The following is a 16,255-nucleotide window of genomic DNA, read 5'->3' as shown; positions in this document are numbered from 1 at the left end:
GATCCGTGTCGCCGTGCTCAACCGCTTCACCGACCTCGGCACACCCAGCACTGAGGCCAAGGGATAAGTCTGTCCGGTGAAAGGGGAGTTCTTGCCCTCAGCCGATTTGTGCAACAGAGCCGCCTGAGCCGCCTCCACAACCTGACCGTTCCGTCGGCTCAGGCCCTGATCTCGCGGAGCCGGGGGGTGAAAATTGGGCGCCGATCCGGGGTCAGTTTTGTAAGCCGATTGACACCATCGCCAAGGCGATGACGTTGCGACGCCACGACCTCGCGCGGGGGGACGCACTCATAGTCGCGGCGATCGAGGCGAAGGTGTCGGCGCCGGTTGCCGAGACGGAAACAGGCGCCTCGCGTGCTGCGGTTCCAGGAAGTCACTGGACGGAAACCATTCCGGCTTCGGGCCGCCGCCTTCAGAAATAACTTCGGACCAGCGCGCCGGAAACCAGGCTCCAGCCATCAGCGACCACGAAGAATGCCAGTTTGAACGGCATGGAGACGACTGCCGGTGGCACCATCATCATCCCCATCGACATCAGGACGGCGGCGACCACAAGGTCGATGACAAGAAACGGAAGGTAGATCAGAAAGCCGATCTCGAACGCACGCTGGATCTCGGACAAAAGGAAGGACGGCACCAGAAGCGAGAGCGGCGAATCGAGCGGTGCAGAGTTTTCGCCGGGCCGCAGGGCTTGCAAAGCGGCAAAGGTATCGCCGTCGAGTCGACCCGCCATGAAGGTTCGGAAGGGCGCCATTCCCGCACTGAAGGCGGTCTGAAGGTCGACTTCGTTCCGGGTCAGCGGGCCTATGCCTCGGGCCCAGGCTTCGGTGAAGACGGGGTCCATGACATACCAGGTCAGGAACAGCGCCAGACTGACGATCAGCATGTTCGGCGGGGCCTGCGGCAAACCGATCGCCTGGCGAAGGATTGACAGGACCGTCACAATGAAGGGGAAGCAGGTCACCATGACAGCCAGCGCCGGAACCAGGCTGAGCAGGGTGATCAGAACGATAAGTTGAATGCTACGGGTCGAAAGTGATCCACCATCGCCCAGGGCAAGCGAAAAATCCTGCGCCGCCGCCGGCAGTACCGACACAAGCCAGACGAACGCGGGCAGGAGAAATCGCATCAGAGTCCGCCCCTCAGATTGGCCACTTCGGTAAGGCGGACCGCAAGCTGACCGGCCTGTTCCCCGTCGAGTTCGGTCAGCTCACCCCTCGCGATCAGCCGATCACCCACATAAAGCTCGACCGGATCGTCCACTCTGCGATCAAGCGGCAACACCGCGTCGCGCTGAAGGCGAAGCAGCTCCCGGACCTGCGGCCTGGCTCGTCCGACTGAGATGCTGATCTCGATCGGCACCTGGCTGAAAGGGTTGGTTTCCGAGTCATCCATGACGGATCTCCTGTTCGGTGAGGTCGAAGAAACGGCGGACGACCGAGGAAATCTCGGACACGGCGTGATCCAGATCCACCCGCGTTTCCGCGGCGCCAAGTCGAAGCGACACCTGGCCGTCGCTAAGCGTGGGCTCGTCCACCAATGTGATGGGAAGGCCGGTCGCCTGCTCCAGCAATGCCTCGACGACGGGGCGCGACGCGGGGTTGACCAACAGGGTGACAGGGGCATCAGCCATCTGTTCGGCAAGCGGCATCAACGTTTCCAGCACGATCGGCGCAAGCGACTCGCGGGCCATTTCCGGCAGCAGGCGGCCCACCACCGCGGCGATCAGCGGTTCGACCGTCCGCAAAACATGCACACGCGCCTCGTGATAGGAAAAGCCAAGCGCCTGCATGTTCCGCGCAAGGTCGGCGCGAAGCTGTGCCTGCTCTGACGCCTGAGCGGTCGCCGCATCCTCCCATCCCGCACGGTAGCCTTCCTCGTAAGAGGCAAGTCGACCTTCCTCGAGCGTGGCGGCATCGGTGACGATGACATCCCCAGGTTCTTCGGTTTCAGTCTCGAACACTTCCAGACGCAGCGCCATCACGAGCCCTCCCTCTGCGGTTCCATCCAGCCGCGCAGGATCTCGACCGATTCGGCCTGGCGTTCTTCGATCAGGCGGCGGAGGCGGGCCACGGGATCAAGGTCGTCCTCCAGTTCAAGTGGATCGGAGGTCATCATTGCGAAGTTCGGCATGTCGGTGCCGTCGTCGATCTCGCCGGTTAGCGCCAGCCCCGTATCGTCCAGCCCCGGCAGTGCCAGCGGGGTTGCTGGACCAGGCAGGCTTGGCGGCGCATTGGTCAGCACCGGCCTGACCACGAACAACCCAAGGATCAGCGCCACAAGGGCAAGCACCGCCATCTGCACCAAGGTCATCGCATCGACTGTGCCCAGCGAAGAGAACAGCCCCGCCTCGGCCAGCGTTCCTGCGTCCGGCGGCGCCTCGAACGCCAGCGACCGCAGTGTAAGCCGGTCGCCCCGCGACTCGTCCAGCCCGACCGCAGAACCGACCAGTTCGCGCAGAACGGCCAGCTCCTCTTCAGGGCGCGCCTGCCAGGACACTGTGCCGTCAGGGCCGGTCGTCTTCAGGCCATCCACCAGCACCGCCACCGTGATGCGTCGAACCGAGCCCGGTTGGCGCAACAGTTCCCGCTGGGTCTGGGACACCTCGAAGTTTACCGTCTCGCGGGTTTCGCTCGAGTTGCTTTTTCCGCCATCGCCGCCCTTCGCATCCCCTTCGGGCAGGTTCGAGGCCACGGTGACATCCGGCGAACCCTGCGTCGAAGAACTGGTGCGCTCCTGGGTCTCGGACGAGATCTGCACCCGGCCCTGAGGATCGAAATTCTTTTCCACAATCGTTTCGGTGGCGGTTTCGACATCCACGCTGACCTCGACGACGGCCCGACCGGGTCCGACGCGGGCTTCAAGCAGACGCTCGACATTGCGCCGCATCTCGGCGGCGCGTGTGTCGCCAGCCAAGGTTGTCGCATCGCGATCAGTGCCCGCGAGGATCAGCCCGCCCACACTATCGATCACCGAGACATCCTCGGGCTTCATGCCGGTCACGGCCGAGGCCACCAGGTGCTTGAAGGCACTGGCCTGTTCCGGCGTCAACGTGCCGCCTGACGTTGTCACCGTCACGCTTGCAGTGGCGCGTTCGTCCCGCCGGAACGGTTGCGCCGGGGCGCGGGCAATGTGAACACGCGCGGCCTTCACTTGCGGCGTGGCGAGAATCGTCCGTGCCAGCTCGCCTTCCTTGGCCCGCATATAGGCCGCATCGAACATCTGCGATGTCGTGCCGAACCCCGACAGACCGTCAAGCAGTTCATAACCCGCAGCGCCAGAGGCCGGCAGGCCCTCGGCCGCAAGCGTCATGCGAACCTGATCCCGCTGGCCTGCATCGACATGGATCGAATCGCCCCTGACCTCGTAGGCGACGCCCTGCGCATCAAGCGCGGCAATCACCTCTCCGGCAGCCTGGCCTTCAAGGCCGGCGTAAAGCAGCGCCATGCTGGGTTGCCCGGCAAGCCGCGAAAGGCCGAAAACGGCAAGAAACATTGCCAGTGTCGCCCCTGCGACCACCGCGCGTTTCCGGCCATCAAGCGCGCTCCACATCGAAATCAGGTTCTGCACATCGGTCTCCGAAAGTGGCTGGCTTCTGCCTTGCCGCATCAGCAATGCCGGATGTGGCTTAACAATCGGTTAGGAGGATCCGGTTTATAGAACGGACATCGAAGGGACGGAGACGATCATGGCAGATGCCACGGAACAGCAACCCGAAGCGCCACGGAAGCGGTCGAAGCTTCCGCTGATCCTTGGACTCGTGCTGGCGCTTTTGCTGGGCGGCGGGGGGTTCTGGGCCACCTGGTCGGGGCTGATTCTCGGGTCGTCCGACCATCAGACGGTCACAGAGCCAGCGGTGACGCCGCTGCCTGATCTTGCCTTTGTTCCGGTGGAGCCGATCGTCATCAGCCTGGGGCGGGGCGCGTCGATGTCGCACCTGAGGTTTGCCGCCCAACTTGAGGTGGGTGCGAACCACACGTCCGAGGTCGCGCTGCTGATGCCACGCATCCTGGATGTGCTGAACGGCTATCTTCGAGCGGTCGAAATCTCGCGGCTGGAAGATCCAGCCGCCTTGGTCGAGCTTCGGGCGCAGATGTTGCGCCGTATCCAGATCGTCACCGGAGAGGGCCGCGTGCGCGACCTTCTGGTGACGGAATTCGTGCTGAACTAGGAGGTCGGAATGACACTCATCGCGGACATCCTGATGGCTGGCGGTGCATTTGGGGCTGCGCTTTATTGCTATGTTCTGTCCCAGCGCCTGCGGCGGTTTTCCACGCTGGAAGGCGGAATGGGCGGTGCGATTGCCGTCCTGTCGGCACAGGTCGACGACATGACCCGCGCGCTTGACAAGGCACGGGCCGCGGCCACGATTTCGGCAAGCTCGCTTGAAGCCCTGACGGGACGGGCCGAATCCGTCGCCTCCCGGCTGGATCTTCTGCTCGCCTCGATGCACGACCTGCCGGACACACCGGCAGAGGCGCGGGCCGAGTTCGAACCCGAGGCCGACCGGCGGCTTCGTTTCGTCCGGCGGCGCAGCCTTCGCGAAGACGCCGAGGTTGAAGCATGAGCGGTCGGTTTCGGCCCAAGGGACGCGGGGCCCTGATTGTTCTTGCGCTGCTGCTCGCCTCGTCGGGGGCAATGCGGCTTGGCTCTGGCTTGGGTGTGGCGATGGCCCGTGCGCCCGACGCGGCGACGGACGGCGCCCCTCTGAATTGCCCCGAGCCGCCACTTGCCTTGGCCGAGGCGCTGCGCGACCGCGAATCGGAGGTCCGCGCGCAGGAAGATGCGCTGAAAGAACGCCGCGCTGCACTCGACCTTGCCGAGACGGCGATCGAGTCACGTTTGACCGAGTTGGCAGAGGCAGAGGCCGAACTGTCAGAGACCCTCGCACGCGCTGACGGCGCCGCCGAAGGCGATCTGGCACGCCTCACATCGGTTTACGAAACGATGAAGCCGAAAGAGGCGGCCGCATTGTTCGAAGCGATGGCGCCCGAGTTCGCAGCGGGCTTCGTGGGGCGCATGCGCCCCGAAGCAGCGGCGGCCGTGATGTCAGGCATGTCTGCCGAAGCAGCCTACAGCGTAAGTGTGCTTCTCGCCGGCCGCAACGCCCTCGTCCCTACCGAATGACGAGGACGTTGCTGTCTGCTTGAGCAATTTCTTTACCAAGTTCAGCCTGAACAACGCGATCAGGCCGCGGCATGACGGTATCTGTCGGTTCGCTCCTGCCTGCCGGATCATCGCCAGGACGAGGGCGATGACGGCGGCAAGAAGAGCCCTCACATGGGCGAGGATCTTGCGGATGTTGTGGCCGCAGCCGCAGAGGACGGCGAAGAGGGCGTCGCCGAGGGTGCCTTTCAGGAAGCAGCGTGACAGCCGTCCGTCGGTCTTCATGTGGCCGATCTCGGGCTCGATGCTGCTGCGCCGTCGGAGCACCCTCGCCAACGCCGGGGTCAGGCCGCGGCGGGTGCCGCTGATCAGGACTTGGGTGTGCTGAACTCCATGGCCCTTGTAGCCGCGATCGACGACAACCCGCTTCGGCGGGTGGCCGGTGAGGATGCTGACCTGCTCCAGCGCCTCGCCGAGGGTGTGGCCGTCGTAGGGGTTCCCCTGCAGCGAGCGCATGCCGACCACGAAGCCACCCGTCAGCGTGGTGGCCACGGTGACCTTGGTGCCGAACTCGTAGCGGACGCGGGCCTTCCCTTTTGAGATGCAGTCGACCTCGGGCTCATGGAGCGAATAGATCTTGCCGGGATCCTTCGGCCGCTGGTGCAGCAGCCGCGAGACCAGCACGAGCTTGTCCAGCACCCGCTTGCGCAGCGGCCCTGCGGGGATCTCGTCGATCTGCCGGCGGATGTCCCGCATCACGCGGCCGGTGTAGCCCTTCAGCGTTCTCAACGCCTTGCGCATGCGCCGGAACTGCTTCGCGTGCGCGTAGCGGCCGACCTGCGCCGCCAGCCGTGGCGCAAGGCGCGCATAGGTCTGGCGCAGATCGATGCCCGCTTCCCGGGCCAGATCCACCAGTTGGCCGCGCGCCCGCGCGTAGAGCCGGGAGTCCGTTGGGTGCGCAATGTTCTTCTCCATGACGGTGGTATCGACCGCCACCTCGTCCAGGCTGGCATCATCAACGGTGCCCGACTTCCGCCCGGCCTCGATGGTCTTTGTCAGCAGCCATTCGACCCCCTCTTCCCCGATCCGCTTCCGCCACCGGATCAGCGATGTCGGGTCAATCGGCGGGCGGTGTTGAAAGAAGGTCTCGCCGGTGAAGTGCTGGAAGTACGGGTTCTCGACCCAGCGCGCGACCACAGCCTCGTCTGACAGCCGGAACGCGTGCTGCAGATAAAGAAGCCACCAGCCGCGGCGACGTCGCCGGCCGACCCGTCGTGGACGGGAAGAACCCGGCCCATTCGCGCTCGAAGAACTCCCAGTCGATCAGCGCCGCCAACGCGACCAGCTCGTGGCGCAGGTCGATCATGTCGACGAGGCGCGGTCGGAAGAGATCGTTCTGCTCGGGAGGACGGGAGCGGTGCTTCATGCGGTGAGCCGAAATTGCAGGGTTCTGGGCTAAATCCTATGAAATCCTGCAGGCCATGGCGACAGAAACCTCCAGTTTCTATCGATGCATCAACCACTTCGCCGTTGTTCAGGCCGGACGACCAAGTCCGCCAAAGCACATTCTGTTCGAAAACAATCGGCCCCACGTCGGCAGCAAGTGCCAGCAGCCCCTTGGTCAGGCGCAGGCGCCAGTCGCAGATCTGCCACCGCTTCGCCCCGTAACGCCGCACAACATCGGCGACATGAACGCCGGGGCGATACCTCTCGGAGGCGATCCGGGCCTTCTCCTCATCGCTCCACCGCCGCCGACCCGACGGACCCTCAACCACCTCGATCCGCCCCGCAAAGCCATCCGGCGAGACGTCCATATAGCCGTCCATTTTGACGTCCACTCCCGTGAAAAACACCCGATCATTCGCACGTTCGGCAGATCACGGACAGGAGAGGATCGGCGCGGCGCTTACGATCGAGATGCTCCTGGAGCCACCGCTTACGCAATTTGTTCGTGAGGGTGGCGGAACGCTCATGGAATGAACGGCCTGGAACCCGCGCATTGCGCATTCAGGCACCCTATGCATGCTTCTGCTTTAACAGCCGAAGAGCCTCGGAGCGCGCAAAGGCCTGTTGGGCCGTGTCGCGCTTCATCGTCCAGTCAGCTGTCTGCCGCGCAAGAGCGAGGTTGATCTCGGCTCGTCGACCATCGGCCCAGATCTGATAGCGCAGAGACAGCCGTGCCGCGAGAAGCGGGTCGATATCGTCAGCCGCCGGAACCTCGAGTCCGCGCAGCAAGTCGATGCTTTCCTGTCGCGCACGGGCGGCGCGTTCCAGATCAGCAAGACGCATGTCAAGCATGAGACTGGCGATACTTTCCATTTTCTCTAATGATTTGCCGTTCATTTCGCCCGCACCTTCCGACGCATCGCTTCCGAGAACCGGATTGCCGCCGCCACAGCCCGATATTGCTCGGGTCGGATCTCGTCCCCGATCTTGACCGTCGCATGGATGGCGCGGGCGGTCGGCGGATCGCAATGGATCGGAACGCCGGCCTCGATTGCACGTTCGCGGATGCGAGCGGCGATCTCATCGACGCCTTTTGCCACGCAAACCGGGGCCCGTCGGTCGCCGCGTTTCCACTTCAATGCCACCGCATAATGGGTGGGGTTCACCACGATGACATCCGATTTCGCGACATCCTGAAGCATCCGGTTGGTTGCCACATCCATCGCCCGCCTGCGCCTTTGCGCCTTCACATGGGGATCGCCCTCGGAATCCTTCGATTCGTCGACCAATTCCTGGCGCGACATCCTGTGGCGACGCAGATGCTCGGCCCGCTGCCAGAGATAGTCGAGGCCGCCGACCGCCGCCGAGAACAGGACGACAAGCAGAAGAAACTCCATCATCATGCGGAACATAAGGACAGCGGCGAGTGCTGGCTCCATATGCAGCATGTCGAGCACTTCCGGGCCGTGGCGCATCATGCTGATCGCAAAAAGCAGGCTGACCGCAACAAGCTTCAGGAAACTTTTGGCAAATTCGAACAGTCCATTGCGGCCGAAGCGATTGCGAAAACCAGCGAGCGGCGAGATCCGATCGAGTTTGGGATTAAGCTTGGTGGGCGCAAAAACAAGAGCACGCTGGACTGCAAGAACGGCCAGAACGGCTGCTGCCGGCAGAAGAAACAGCGGCGCCAGCGAAAGACCAATCTGCCCCATCAGCCCCCCCATCGGGGCCCTCGCCCCGGCCATCAGCTGCGGCGCAATCTGGTCGGCCTGACCAAGAAGGACCATACCGATCTCGCCTGAGGTGCGAAGAATAACGCCCCCAAGCCCGAGGATGACGACGAAAAGGCCGCCATAGCCAGCCGCCGTCGCAAGATCCTGCGAGCGCGGGATCTCACCTTTGCGGCGGGCATCATCGAGCCGCTTCTGGGATGCCTCATGCGGTTTTTCCTGGTCGTCGTCCGGCCCGCTCATGGCTTTGCCGCGAAAGGCGAGGCAAGAAAGCCATGCAACGCCTCGAGCCAGAGCGCGAGCGCGGCCGGAGCTGCCAGCGAGAGAAGAAAAAGGCCACCAAAAGTGAGTGCGGGCGCCCCGACAAAGGTGACCATGAGTTGCGGCATCGCCCGATTGATTACGCCCAGTGCGATGTTGAAAATGAAGGAAGCCGCGACGAAGGGCATCGACAAGGTGAAGGCCAGCGCGAATGTGCGGGCGATCTGGTCAAGCCCCCAGGCCGAGACATCCGCAGCCAGCGGCAGACGCCCCGCGGGCAGAAAGTCATAGGAAAGGATGAAAAGTTCGGCCGCCCTGACATGCAAGCCGTTCGCGACCGCCAGCGCCAGCCCCGCCATGACCAAGAGGTTGCCGATCACAGGCTGCGGTTCGGTCGACGGGCCGCCAAAAGGTTGCGAAAGCGACATCGCCTGTGCTGCAATCGTTCCCGCAGTCAGAAGCGCCAGAACGAAAAGGCGCATCCCGATGCCGAGAAGCAGGCCCGCGGCAGTCTCGGTCAGCAGAAAGTAGGGCGAGCCGTCAAAATCGGGGATGCGCGTCTGGACTGCGGGAAAGACGATGGCGCTGAAGGCAAGGGCCAGCACAAGCCGGATACGCTGCGGAACGACCATCTCGCCGAAGGCCGGCAGAAGTGCCATGGCCGCGCCGATCCGAAGGAAGACCATAAAACCCGCACGAAACGCCTCTTGCGCAAGAAGAACCAACTCGGTCAGGCTTTCCTGAAACGTCATGCCGGAACCGTGCCGACCATCGAGGCGCGCGCTTCGGCGCCGATTTCGTCATAGGACAGCACCGGCACCATCAACCCCTTCGCCGAAGCCACCGTCCTGAGAAACCGCCGCCGAAGGGTCGAGGTAACAAGTGCTGGCTGAATGCCATTGTCCGACGCCCGGGCGATCCGGTCGGCCAGACCGTTGGCGAGACGGCTGAACGCCTCGGGTGGAAGCGCCACGTCGCGCAGACCACGCTCGCCTTCGATCTGATGGGTGACGAACGCCTTTTCCCACTCTGGCGCAAGCTGAATCAGAGGAATCGTCCCGTCGTCGCGCCGCAGTTCGGCAACGATCTGGAAACCAAGACGTTGGCGCACATGTTCACAGATCGCCTCGGCCGTGCCAAGCGACCGCGCTTCCGAGATCGCCTCGAGAATTAGCGGCAGGTTGCGGATCGAGACCCGCTCTTCCAGCAACAGCCGAAGCACGGCCAGCAGCAGATCAACCGGCACGCGATCAGGAACAAGTTCATCCAGAAGCCGCCGGTTCGCCTCGGCCCTTGCGCGATCCGAGAGATTCACGAATTCGTCCAGCAGCCGCCGCAGCCCCTTCAGGGTGAGAAGCCGCGCGAGGTTGCCCTTCATCACCTCAAGCAGATGCGTCGCCAGAACCTCGGCCGGCGTGACCACCGTCAACCCCGCAAGCGCCGCATCTTCTTGATGATAAGGCATAATCCAGCGCGCGGGGGCGCCATAGACCGGCTCTCGCACATCGACGCCCGCGGGCGCCTCTCCATCGCCCAAAAGAACAAGAACGCGGTCCGGCACCAGCCGATCCCGCACCCTCTCGACCCCCTGAAGACGAATGCGGTAGGTGCCGGGCGGCAGCATGGCCTCATCGGTGACGCGAATTTCGGGCAGGATCAGACCGAAGGCACTGGCAATGTGGGTACGCATGTTCGTGATCCGCGCATCAAGCCCCGTCGCGGGATCCAGCACCATCCCGACCAGATTTGGCGCGAATTCGATATGGATATCGTCGAAATCAAGCACATCCCCCAAGGGGCGCTGAGGTGCGGGCTCGGGCTCGGCAGCCGGTTCGGCGGCCGGTCGGGCCTGCCGTTTCCAGCCGGCATAGGCCAGCGCCGCGAGGGAAATGGCCGCAACCATGAACGGCAGGAAGGGAAGTCCGGGAACCAGCGCGAAGACCGCCATCAGACTTGCAACCGTGCCGAGAGCGCCCGGATAGCGTCCGAGTTGCTCGAAAAAGGGCACGTCGGCGGCGCCGGTCGTTCCCCCGCGCGCCAGAAGCAGCGCCGCCGCGATCGAGATGATGACCGCCGGAATCTGGCTGACGAGCCCGTCGCCAATGGTAAGAATCGCATAGGTTTCAAAGGCACGGCCAAGCGGCATGCCATGAATCAACACACCGACCAGCAAGCCGACCACGATATTGAGGGCCGTGATAAGAAGGCCTGCCACCGCATCGCCCTTCACGAACTTCGAAACACCATCCAGCGAGCCGAAGAAATTGGTCTCGGCAAGTTCGACCTCGCGCCGGCGCTTGGCTTCGGCATGATCGATCGCGCCGGCAGACATGTCGCTGTCGATGGCAAGCTGTTTGCCGGGCATTCCATCCAGCGCAAAACGCGCGCCAACCTCTGCCATCCGCCCGGCGCCCTTCGTGATGACCATGAAGTTCACGATGAGCAGGACACAGAAGATGACCACACCCATCATCACACTGCCATTCATGATGAAGGCGGCAAACCCTTCGATCACATGGCCCGCGGCGGCCGTTCCGGTATGACCATTGCCGATGATGAGTTTGGTCGATGATACGTTCAGCGACAGCCGCAGCATCAGCGATGCAAGCAGGATTGTTGGAAAGGCCGAGAACTCCAGCGGACGCTCAATGAAAAGCGTGACCGTGAACATCAGGATGGCAAGCGAAAACGACAGGGCCAGCCCAAGGTCGAGCATCCAGGCCGGCACCGGCAGGATCATCATGATAATGACCGCCATCAAGGCAAGGGCCAGCAGGACCGTAGGTTGGAACAGTTTCTGCACGGAAATCGAGGGCATCTTGGATCACTTTCCAAACAGAGGACGCGCCGAGGCCGCGAGCGGCACGAGGGAGCCGGTCGATCCCGCGTCACCAAGTTGCAACAATGGATAACGGTTCGTGCGGACAAGAAACTGATCGGCTGGCGTGGCGTCATCGCTCAGTCGGGAATAAAGTTGATCGAACCTGCTTCTGTAACGCTCGGCCAGCGCAGGCGTTGCGGAATGATAGGCGCCGGCGGCCTCGGCCCAGTCGCCAGATCGGTCCTTGAGGGTTTTCAAGTAGCTTGCCGCGTAAAGCGCATTGGCTTCGGGATCGAACATCTGGTCGGGCGAGGTGAAAGCGCCACCATGCCAGCGATGATTTAGCTGGAAGCAGCCGACGTCGAAATTGCTTGAGCCATTGCGGATGTGATCTTCGGCAAAGCCAACGGCCTCTTCACGACTGGCGAACCAGTGGCCCTGCCCAGCGACATTGACGGCCCAAGGCCATGGCCGAAGGGGACCGCCATCGGTTGCACGACCCGTCTCTGTCAGCGTGATCGCGAGCAGCACGTCACGAGGGACACCGGTTTGACGTGCGGCGCGGACTGCCGCCTGCTCACATAGCCCGGCATCACGGGCACTCGCCTCGGCGGGCGCACTGATAGTTACCGCCAACGCGAGCGGGCCGGCAAATATGGCCAATCGTTTCACGACGGCAATCCTCATCAGGGTTTCACCCTTCGTTCCGGTTACCGGCGAGCATCGCGGACGAATCCTACGATCCGGTTACCGACTCAGCGATCCGGATTGCGCAGAAGCGCCTCGATCCGCGCGCGTGCGGCTGAACTTTCCGAAATGAGCGCGCGGCTCCGCGCGAGCGGGCCAGAATCCCCATCTCCTTTAGACTGCGGCGACGACCCGGCCCCCGTCAAAAGATCGGTCTCTGGCGTTTGCGTCACATCCTCCGTCGCGCCCGACGAACTAGCCGACGGACGAGATGCCGGATCTTCCTGCACAACAGGCGATCGAATGTCTGGCGCAACAGCATCCGCGCCCTGTGTTGGCAGAACACGCACCTCCAAACGAGCCGCCTCGGCCGGAAGCTTCGGCCCATCCCGCAGCCAGAAGTCTGCCGGCCCGGAAAGACTCAAGGCGAGCAGGCGCTCGGCCAGCATCTGTCGGGTTGCGTCTGGAAGCTCTGGCCGGGGCTTGTCTGCGCCCATTACGGCATGAGCGAGGATCGCGCTGTCTGCGCCTCGCTCTGCAAGTATTTTCCAGATTTCAGGCTCTATCGTCGGCGCGAGATCCGACCGCCTGAAGGCAGTCTCGAAATCGCCGGTAGCGGCAAGTGCAAGCCGGTAGGCATGCCCGAGGCGGGCGCCGACCTCGGTTCCCTGGTTTTCCGCAAGCAACGCCGCCATTGTCGTGAGATCCGCACCTGGCGGCACCTCACCCCTGCCAATGCGCTCAAGAGTGAGAAGAGCAAGCGCCTCGGCGCCAGTCGGACCCGTTCGCCGACTGATATTCGAGAGGTCTTCAAGCGATGTTCCGGCGTCCTCAGCCAGATCGAGACGGGCATCTGCAAGATGTGCCGCCACACCCGCATCGCCGGGAGCCCGCATCATCGCATCGCGCACGGATCGGGCGCTTGCAGCATCGCCAAACGTCAGAAAGTCCTCGGCCAAACGCGGGCCGAGGTGGCGGCGCAGGTGCACCGGAAGCGCCGAGAAGCTGCGCAAAACTGCGGGGCTGTTCAACGAGCGCCCCGAAACCGGAGGCTGGGCGAGCACCGACCAGAGCGAAGCGGCGGTGTCACATCCCGCCATCCCGGCGAGCGGACCTTCTGGGTTTCTTTTTCCATCAAGCACTTGCGCCAGAGAGTCCCAAAGCTCGCGGTCGGGATCGCTGGCCTGAAACGCATGCATCAACTGGCGCGCCTCTGCACCGAACCCAAGATAAAGATAGAACCGGATTGCGATGCCGAGATCCTCAGGGCGAGGTTCGTCGAATTCGCCACTCAGGCCGGCAAGGGCAGCGGCCATCTGTTGGGCGACAGGCTGGTCGTTGCCCCAGGTCGCAATGGCGAGCCGATCATCGGATACGCAGTCAGATCCCGCGGCCGTCAGTGTTTCAGGCAGCCGATCTGCAGAGGCGGGATCGAACCCCGGCGTAGGCAGTATCTGCATCTGGGGCGGAAGTGCGTCTGTCGGGCTTTCGTCAACAGTGGGCGGCGCGACGAAATCGACAGCACCAGACGCGGCGCCGCGGCTGAGTTGCTCGATGAGCGACATTCGCATGGCTTCGAGTGCCGGCTCTTGAATTACAGGTTCAAGCTGCTTCGTCGGCGTCTCGACAGCGCGCCAATCATAAGGTTTCGATTCGGCCACGGGCCTCGGACGTGGACGAAGCCCGGCGATGGGTGGCGCGCCCGCCGCGGGCAGACTGTTTTCAAAGATGGACCCGACAGGAGCCGAGCCGTCCTGAATATCGATAACAATGACCCCTGGTCTGATTTCGCGCGGCATCACATGACAGTTGCAAGCCAATCCCAGATGCAATTGCCCTGCATCATCAACCCGAATGGAGGCAAGTCGATCGCGGCCAATGGATCGAAATGCGTTCGCCAGATCGAAACCGAAGCCTTCGGGCATCAATCGCAGAATATAACCGTCCGGTGACCGTCCAACCTGCCAGCCTTGAATTTTCGGGTCATCAACGACAATCCGCGTGAAACCTGGGTGCTCTCCTGTTCTGATTGCTACATTGGCAGCGATCAGCGGCGACGCGACCACAGCCAGCAGTGGGACCAGCCCCAGAAACGCGCCGCGCGGTATCATTTATGCGGCCTCCTGCTTCAGTGCACGCAGAGCCTCTTCCAGGTCGGTAAAACTTGGACGGACGTGATGGGGCGTATTCTGGCGGCCCACCTCAATACACATGTTTGCGGGATGGTTGTGCAGATTCGCGACCAGAACTTCGCGAATAAGATTGTAGAAATGCCCGTCTTCCTCGACCACGGTCTTCACGCGCGCCGAGAACGGGCCCACGATCCCATAGGCGAGGAACACCCCAAGAAACGTCCCGACCAGAGCACCGCCGATCATTTTTCCAAGAATTTCAGGGGGCTGATCGATCGACCCCATCGTCTTGATCACACCCAGAACTGCTGCGACGATCCCAAGCGCAGGCAAGGCGTCAGCCATCGACTGAAGCGCATGACTGGAATGCATCGAATGCAGGTGAGCCTTTTCCATCCGCTTGTCGAGCACCTCCTCGACCTGGTGCGGATCGTCATAGTTCATCGAAGCCGCCCGCAGCGTATCGCAGATCAGATCAATGGCCTCATGATCGTGCTGGATCCTGGGATAGCGCGAAAAGACGGATGATTCTTCGGGGTTTTCAATGTGTTCTTCAAGACCTACAGGGTTCACCCGCGCGATCCTGACAAGCTCGAAAAGAAGGCATAGAAGGTCGCGGTAATCGGCCGGCTTCCAGCGCGGCCCCTTGAACACCTTGCTTATATCCTTCAGCGTCTGCTTTACTGAAGCAAGGTCATTCGAAAGCAGAAAGGCGCCCGTCGCAGCGCCACCGATCATAATCATCTCAAACGGCAACGCCTTGATAATGATCCCGAGTTTTCCGCCCGCCAATGTGTATCCGCCGAACACCATTACGAAAATCACGACGATGCCGACGATCCCGAACATTCCGCACTCCATTTCAACCGTGGACCGGACGCTGGCAGGAAAAGATTAAAAATCCCTTCAGGATGCCCGGTTGAGGGCGTGAACGATCCGGCCGAAACGCGAGCGCCTCGCCGGTACCCCATGCGGCCTGCTTCGACGATCTGGCGCAGGCGATGACAACAGGCAGGGGGCCTGCGCCTGCAACCGCAGCACCCGTGGGGCAGGAGCGCCAGAACGGCAGGCCATCGCGCTGACCAAGCCTTTTGGCGTAAAGGTGCATGACGGGCGCCGGATGGGTGACACCCCGCGCGACGACCTCTGCGCTTGCGGAAAAGGCCCGGCCTTGCGGCGGCCCCGCCCTGCTTTTCATCTGGACGCGGGGCGCTTCACCTGGCCCGAGGTTGGTCAGATGGGGTAACCCCTGCGAACCCGGTCCGGCCACGACCTGATTGCCGGTGCCAAAGGCCAATGCGGGGCAAAACGCGCGCGTGAAGGGTCGGGCCGTTGACAGTGTGTCCGGCCGTGCTCATCTACTTCGAAATCCGGGTCGGGCGGTGGTGTCCGTGGTTGATAGGCCTTGTCTGAATCGTAACGAACCCATGCATGGGTTCCACGCGCTCCAGCATCTCGCGTTTAAGGATAAGCGCGCGTTCCCTTTGCAGGGAAGGGGCCGACCAAAGTCCACCCTCGCGCCGCCCAAGTCGCGCTGCAAGAAGGAGAACGCCCATGTGGCCAATCGCGGCAATCCTTGCCCTGCCGCTGATCGAAATCGCGCTGTTTGTCACCATCGGCGGCGCAATCGGTCTGCTTGCCACCATGCTGGTGATCCTTGGCACCGCAGCACTGGGCATCTTTCTGTTGCGCCGGCAAGGGGTCGAGATGCAGACCGCATTGCGGATGCCGCAGCGGATCGATCCGCTGAAGCCTTTGGCGGATGGCGCGGTGATATCGCTGGCCGCGGGCCTTCTGATCCTGCCCGGCTTTCTGACCGATACGGTGGGCGCGCTTTTGCTGATCCCGCCGCTGCGCCATGCGCTGATCCGTCGGATCGGGCGCAATGTCCGGGTTCATGCCACGGGATTTCAGACGAGCACGGTCCGTCGCGACCAGCCCATAGACGCCGAGTATTACGAGATCGATCCCGGTCCGCGCGACTCGTTGCGCCCGCCGGGGGATTTGGGGCGCCCGCCGGGGGATTCGGGTTGGACGCGGCATTGAGCCACCCCGACCGACCTGATACATCT

The 16,255-nt window shown here is 62.9% G+C and carries 15 protein-coding genes and 2 pseudogenes; 4 read left to right on the top strand and 13 right to left on the bottom strand.

Going from position 1 to position 16,255, the window contains the following annotated elements:
* Positions 1-412 precede the first annotated feature (412 nt).
* Genes fliP through fliF form a run of 4 tightly spaced genes read right to left on the bottom strand, consistent with a single transcriptional unit; the run spans position 413 to position 3,609 of the window.
* Positions 413-1,129: a flagellar type III secretion system pore protein FliP gene (gene fliP, locus CRO07_RS07585; protein WP_097030080.1), complete on the bottom strand. Its 717-nt coding sequence runs from the start codon at positions 1,127-1,129 to the stop codon at positions 413-415.
* The gene (locus CRO07_RS07580; RefSeq protein ID WP_097030079.1) at positions 1,129-1,395 is read right to left on the bottom strand and encodes a FliM/FliN family flagellar motor switch protein; all 267 of its coding nucleotides are present in this window, start codon (positions 1,393-1,395) and stop codon (positions 1,129-1,131) included. The genes fliP and CRO07_RS07580 overlap by 1 nt, the downstream gene beginning before the upstream one ends.
* A complete protein-coding gene (locus tag CRO07_RS07575) occupies positions 1,388-1,981 on the bottom strand; it encodes a FliH/SctL family protein (protein ID WP_097030078.1) in 594 nt (197 codons plus the stop codon). The genes CRO07_RS07580 and CRO07_RS07575 overlap by 8 nt, the downstream gene beginning before the upstream one ends.
* A complete protein-coding gene (gene fliF, locus CRO07_RS07570; RefSeq protein ID WP_097030099.1) occupies positions 1,981-3,609 on the bottom strand; it encodes a flagellar basal-body MS-ring/collar protein FliF in 1,629 nt (542 codons plus the stop codon). Before fliF ends, CRO07_RS07575 begins: the two co-directional genes overlap by 1 nt.
* A gap of 79 nt (positions 3,610-3,688) precedes the next feature.
* Between fliF and CRO07_RS07565 the strand changes: the two genes are divergently transcribed.
* Genes CRO07_RS07565 through CRO07_RS07555 form a run of 3 tightly spaced genes read left to right on the top strand, consistent with a single transcriptional unit; the run spans position 3,689 to position 5,127 of the window.
* On the top strand, positions 3,689-4,171 hold the full coding sequence (locus CRO07_RS07565; protein WP_097030077.1) for a flagellar basal body-associated FliL family protein: 483 nt from the start codon (positions 3,689-3,691) through the stop codon (positions 4,169-4,171).
* A 9-nt stretch (positions 4,172-4,180) separates the two neighbouring features.
* Positions 4,181-4,567, top strand: coding sequence for a hypothetical protein (locus tag CRO07_RS07560; RefSeq protein ID WP_097030076.1), 387 nt, complete (start codon positions 4,181-4,183; stop codon positions 4,565-4,567).
* A complete protein-coding gene (locus tag CRO07_RS07555; protein ID WP_097030075.1) occupies positions 4,564-5,127 on the top strand; it encodes a MotE family protein in 564 nt (187 codons plus the stop codon). Before CRO07_RS07560 ends, CRO07_RS07555 begins: the two co-directional genes overlap by 4 nt.
* A gap of 99 nt (positions 5,128-5,226) precedes the next feature.
* Here CRO07_RS07555 and CRO07_RS07550 read toward each other — a convergent pair.
* The 9 genes and pseudogenes from CRO07_RS07550 to motA form a co-directional block, all read right to left on the bottom strand.
* A pseudogene (locus CRO07_RS07550) lies at positions 5,227-6,532 on the bottom strand (IS5 family transposase); the annotation flags it as partial.
* 178 nt (positions 6,533-6,710) lie between these two features.
* A pseudogene (locus CRO07_RS07545) lies at positions 6,711-6,920 on the bottom strand (transposase); the annotation flags it as partial.
* A gap of 202 nt (positions 6,921-7,122) precedes the next feature.
* A complete protein-coding gene (locus CRO07_RS07540; protein WP_097030074.1) occupies positions 7,123-7,449 on the bottom strand; it encodes a hypothetical protein in 327 nt (108 codons plus the stop codon).
* Entirely contained in the window at positions 7,446-8,525 is a 1,080-nt protein-coding gene (gene flhB, locus CRO07_RS07535) for a flagellar type III secretion system protein FlhB (protein WP_097030073.1), read from the bottom strand. The genes CRO07_RS07540 and flhB overlap by 4 nt, the downstream gene beginning before the upstream one ends.
* Positions 8,522-9,295, bottom strand: coding sequence for a flagellar biosynthetic protein FliR (locus CRO07_RS07530; RefSeq protein ID WP_097030072.1), 774 nt, complete (start codon positions 9,293-9,295; stop codon positions 8,522-8,524). The genes flhB and CRO07_RS07530 overlap by 4 nt, the downstream gene beginning before the upstream one ends.
* The gene (gene flhA, locus CRO07_RS07525; RefSeq protein ID WP_097030071.1) at positions 9,292-11,361 is read right to left on the bottom strand and encodes a flagellar biosynthesis protein FlhA; all 2,070 of its coding nucleotides are present in this window, start codon (positions 11,359-11,361) and stop codon (positions 9,292-9,294) included. The genes CRO07_RS07530 and flhA overlap by 4 nt, the downstream gene beginning before the upstream one ends.
* A gap of 6 nt (positions 11,362-11,367) precedes the next feature.
* Positions 11,368-12,051: a lytic transglycosylase domain-containing protein gene (locus CRO07_RS07520; RefSeq protein WP_097030070.1), complete on the bottom strand. Its 684-nt coding sequence runs from the start codon at positions 12,049-12,051 to the stop codon at positions 11,368-11,370.
* A 68-nt stretch (positions 12,052-12,119) separates the two neighbouring features.
* Entirely contained in the window at positions 12,120-14,162 is a 2,043-nt protein-coding gene (locus CRO07_RS07515; protein ID WP_097030069.1) for a hypothetical protein, read from the bottom strand.
* The gene (gene motA, locus CRO07_RS07510; protein ID WP_097030068.1) at positions 14,163-15,032 is read right to left on the bottom strand and encodes a flagellar motor stator protein MotA; all 870 of its coding nucleotides are present in this window, start codon (positions 15,030-15,032) and stop codon (positions 14,163-14,165) included.
* Positions 15,033-15,737: 705 nt separating this feature from the next.
* On the opposite strand from motA, the gene CRO07_RS07505 reads away from it, so the two are divergent.
* Complete coding sequence (locus CRO07_RS07505; protein WP_097030067.1) at positions 15,738-16,229, top strand: FxsA family protein; 492 nt, start codon at positions 15,738-15,740, stop codon at positions 16,227-16,229.
* The last annotated feature ends 26 nt before the right edge of the window (positions 16,230-16,255 follow it).

The sequence above is a fragment of the Cereibacter ovatus genome (genome assembly GCF_900207575.1).
GTDB classification, from domain to species: domain Bacteria; phylum Pseudomonadota; class Alphaproteobacteria; order Rhodobacterales; family Rhodobacteraceae; genus Cereibacter_A; species Cereibacter_A ovatus.
The sequence above is the reverse complement of the archived record's forward strand: the minus strand, read 5'-3'. Positions and strand labels throughout refer to the sequence as shown.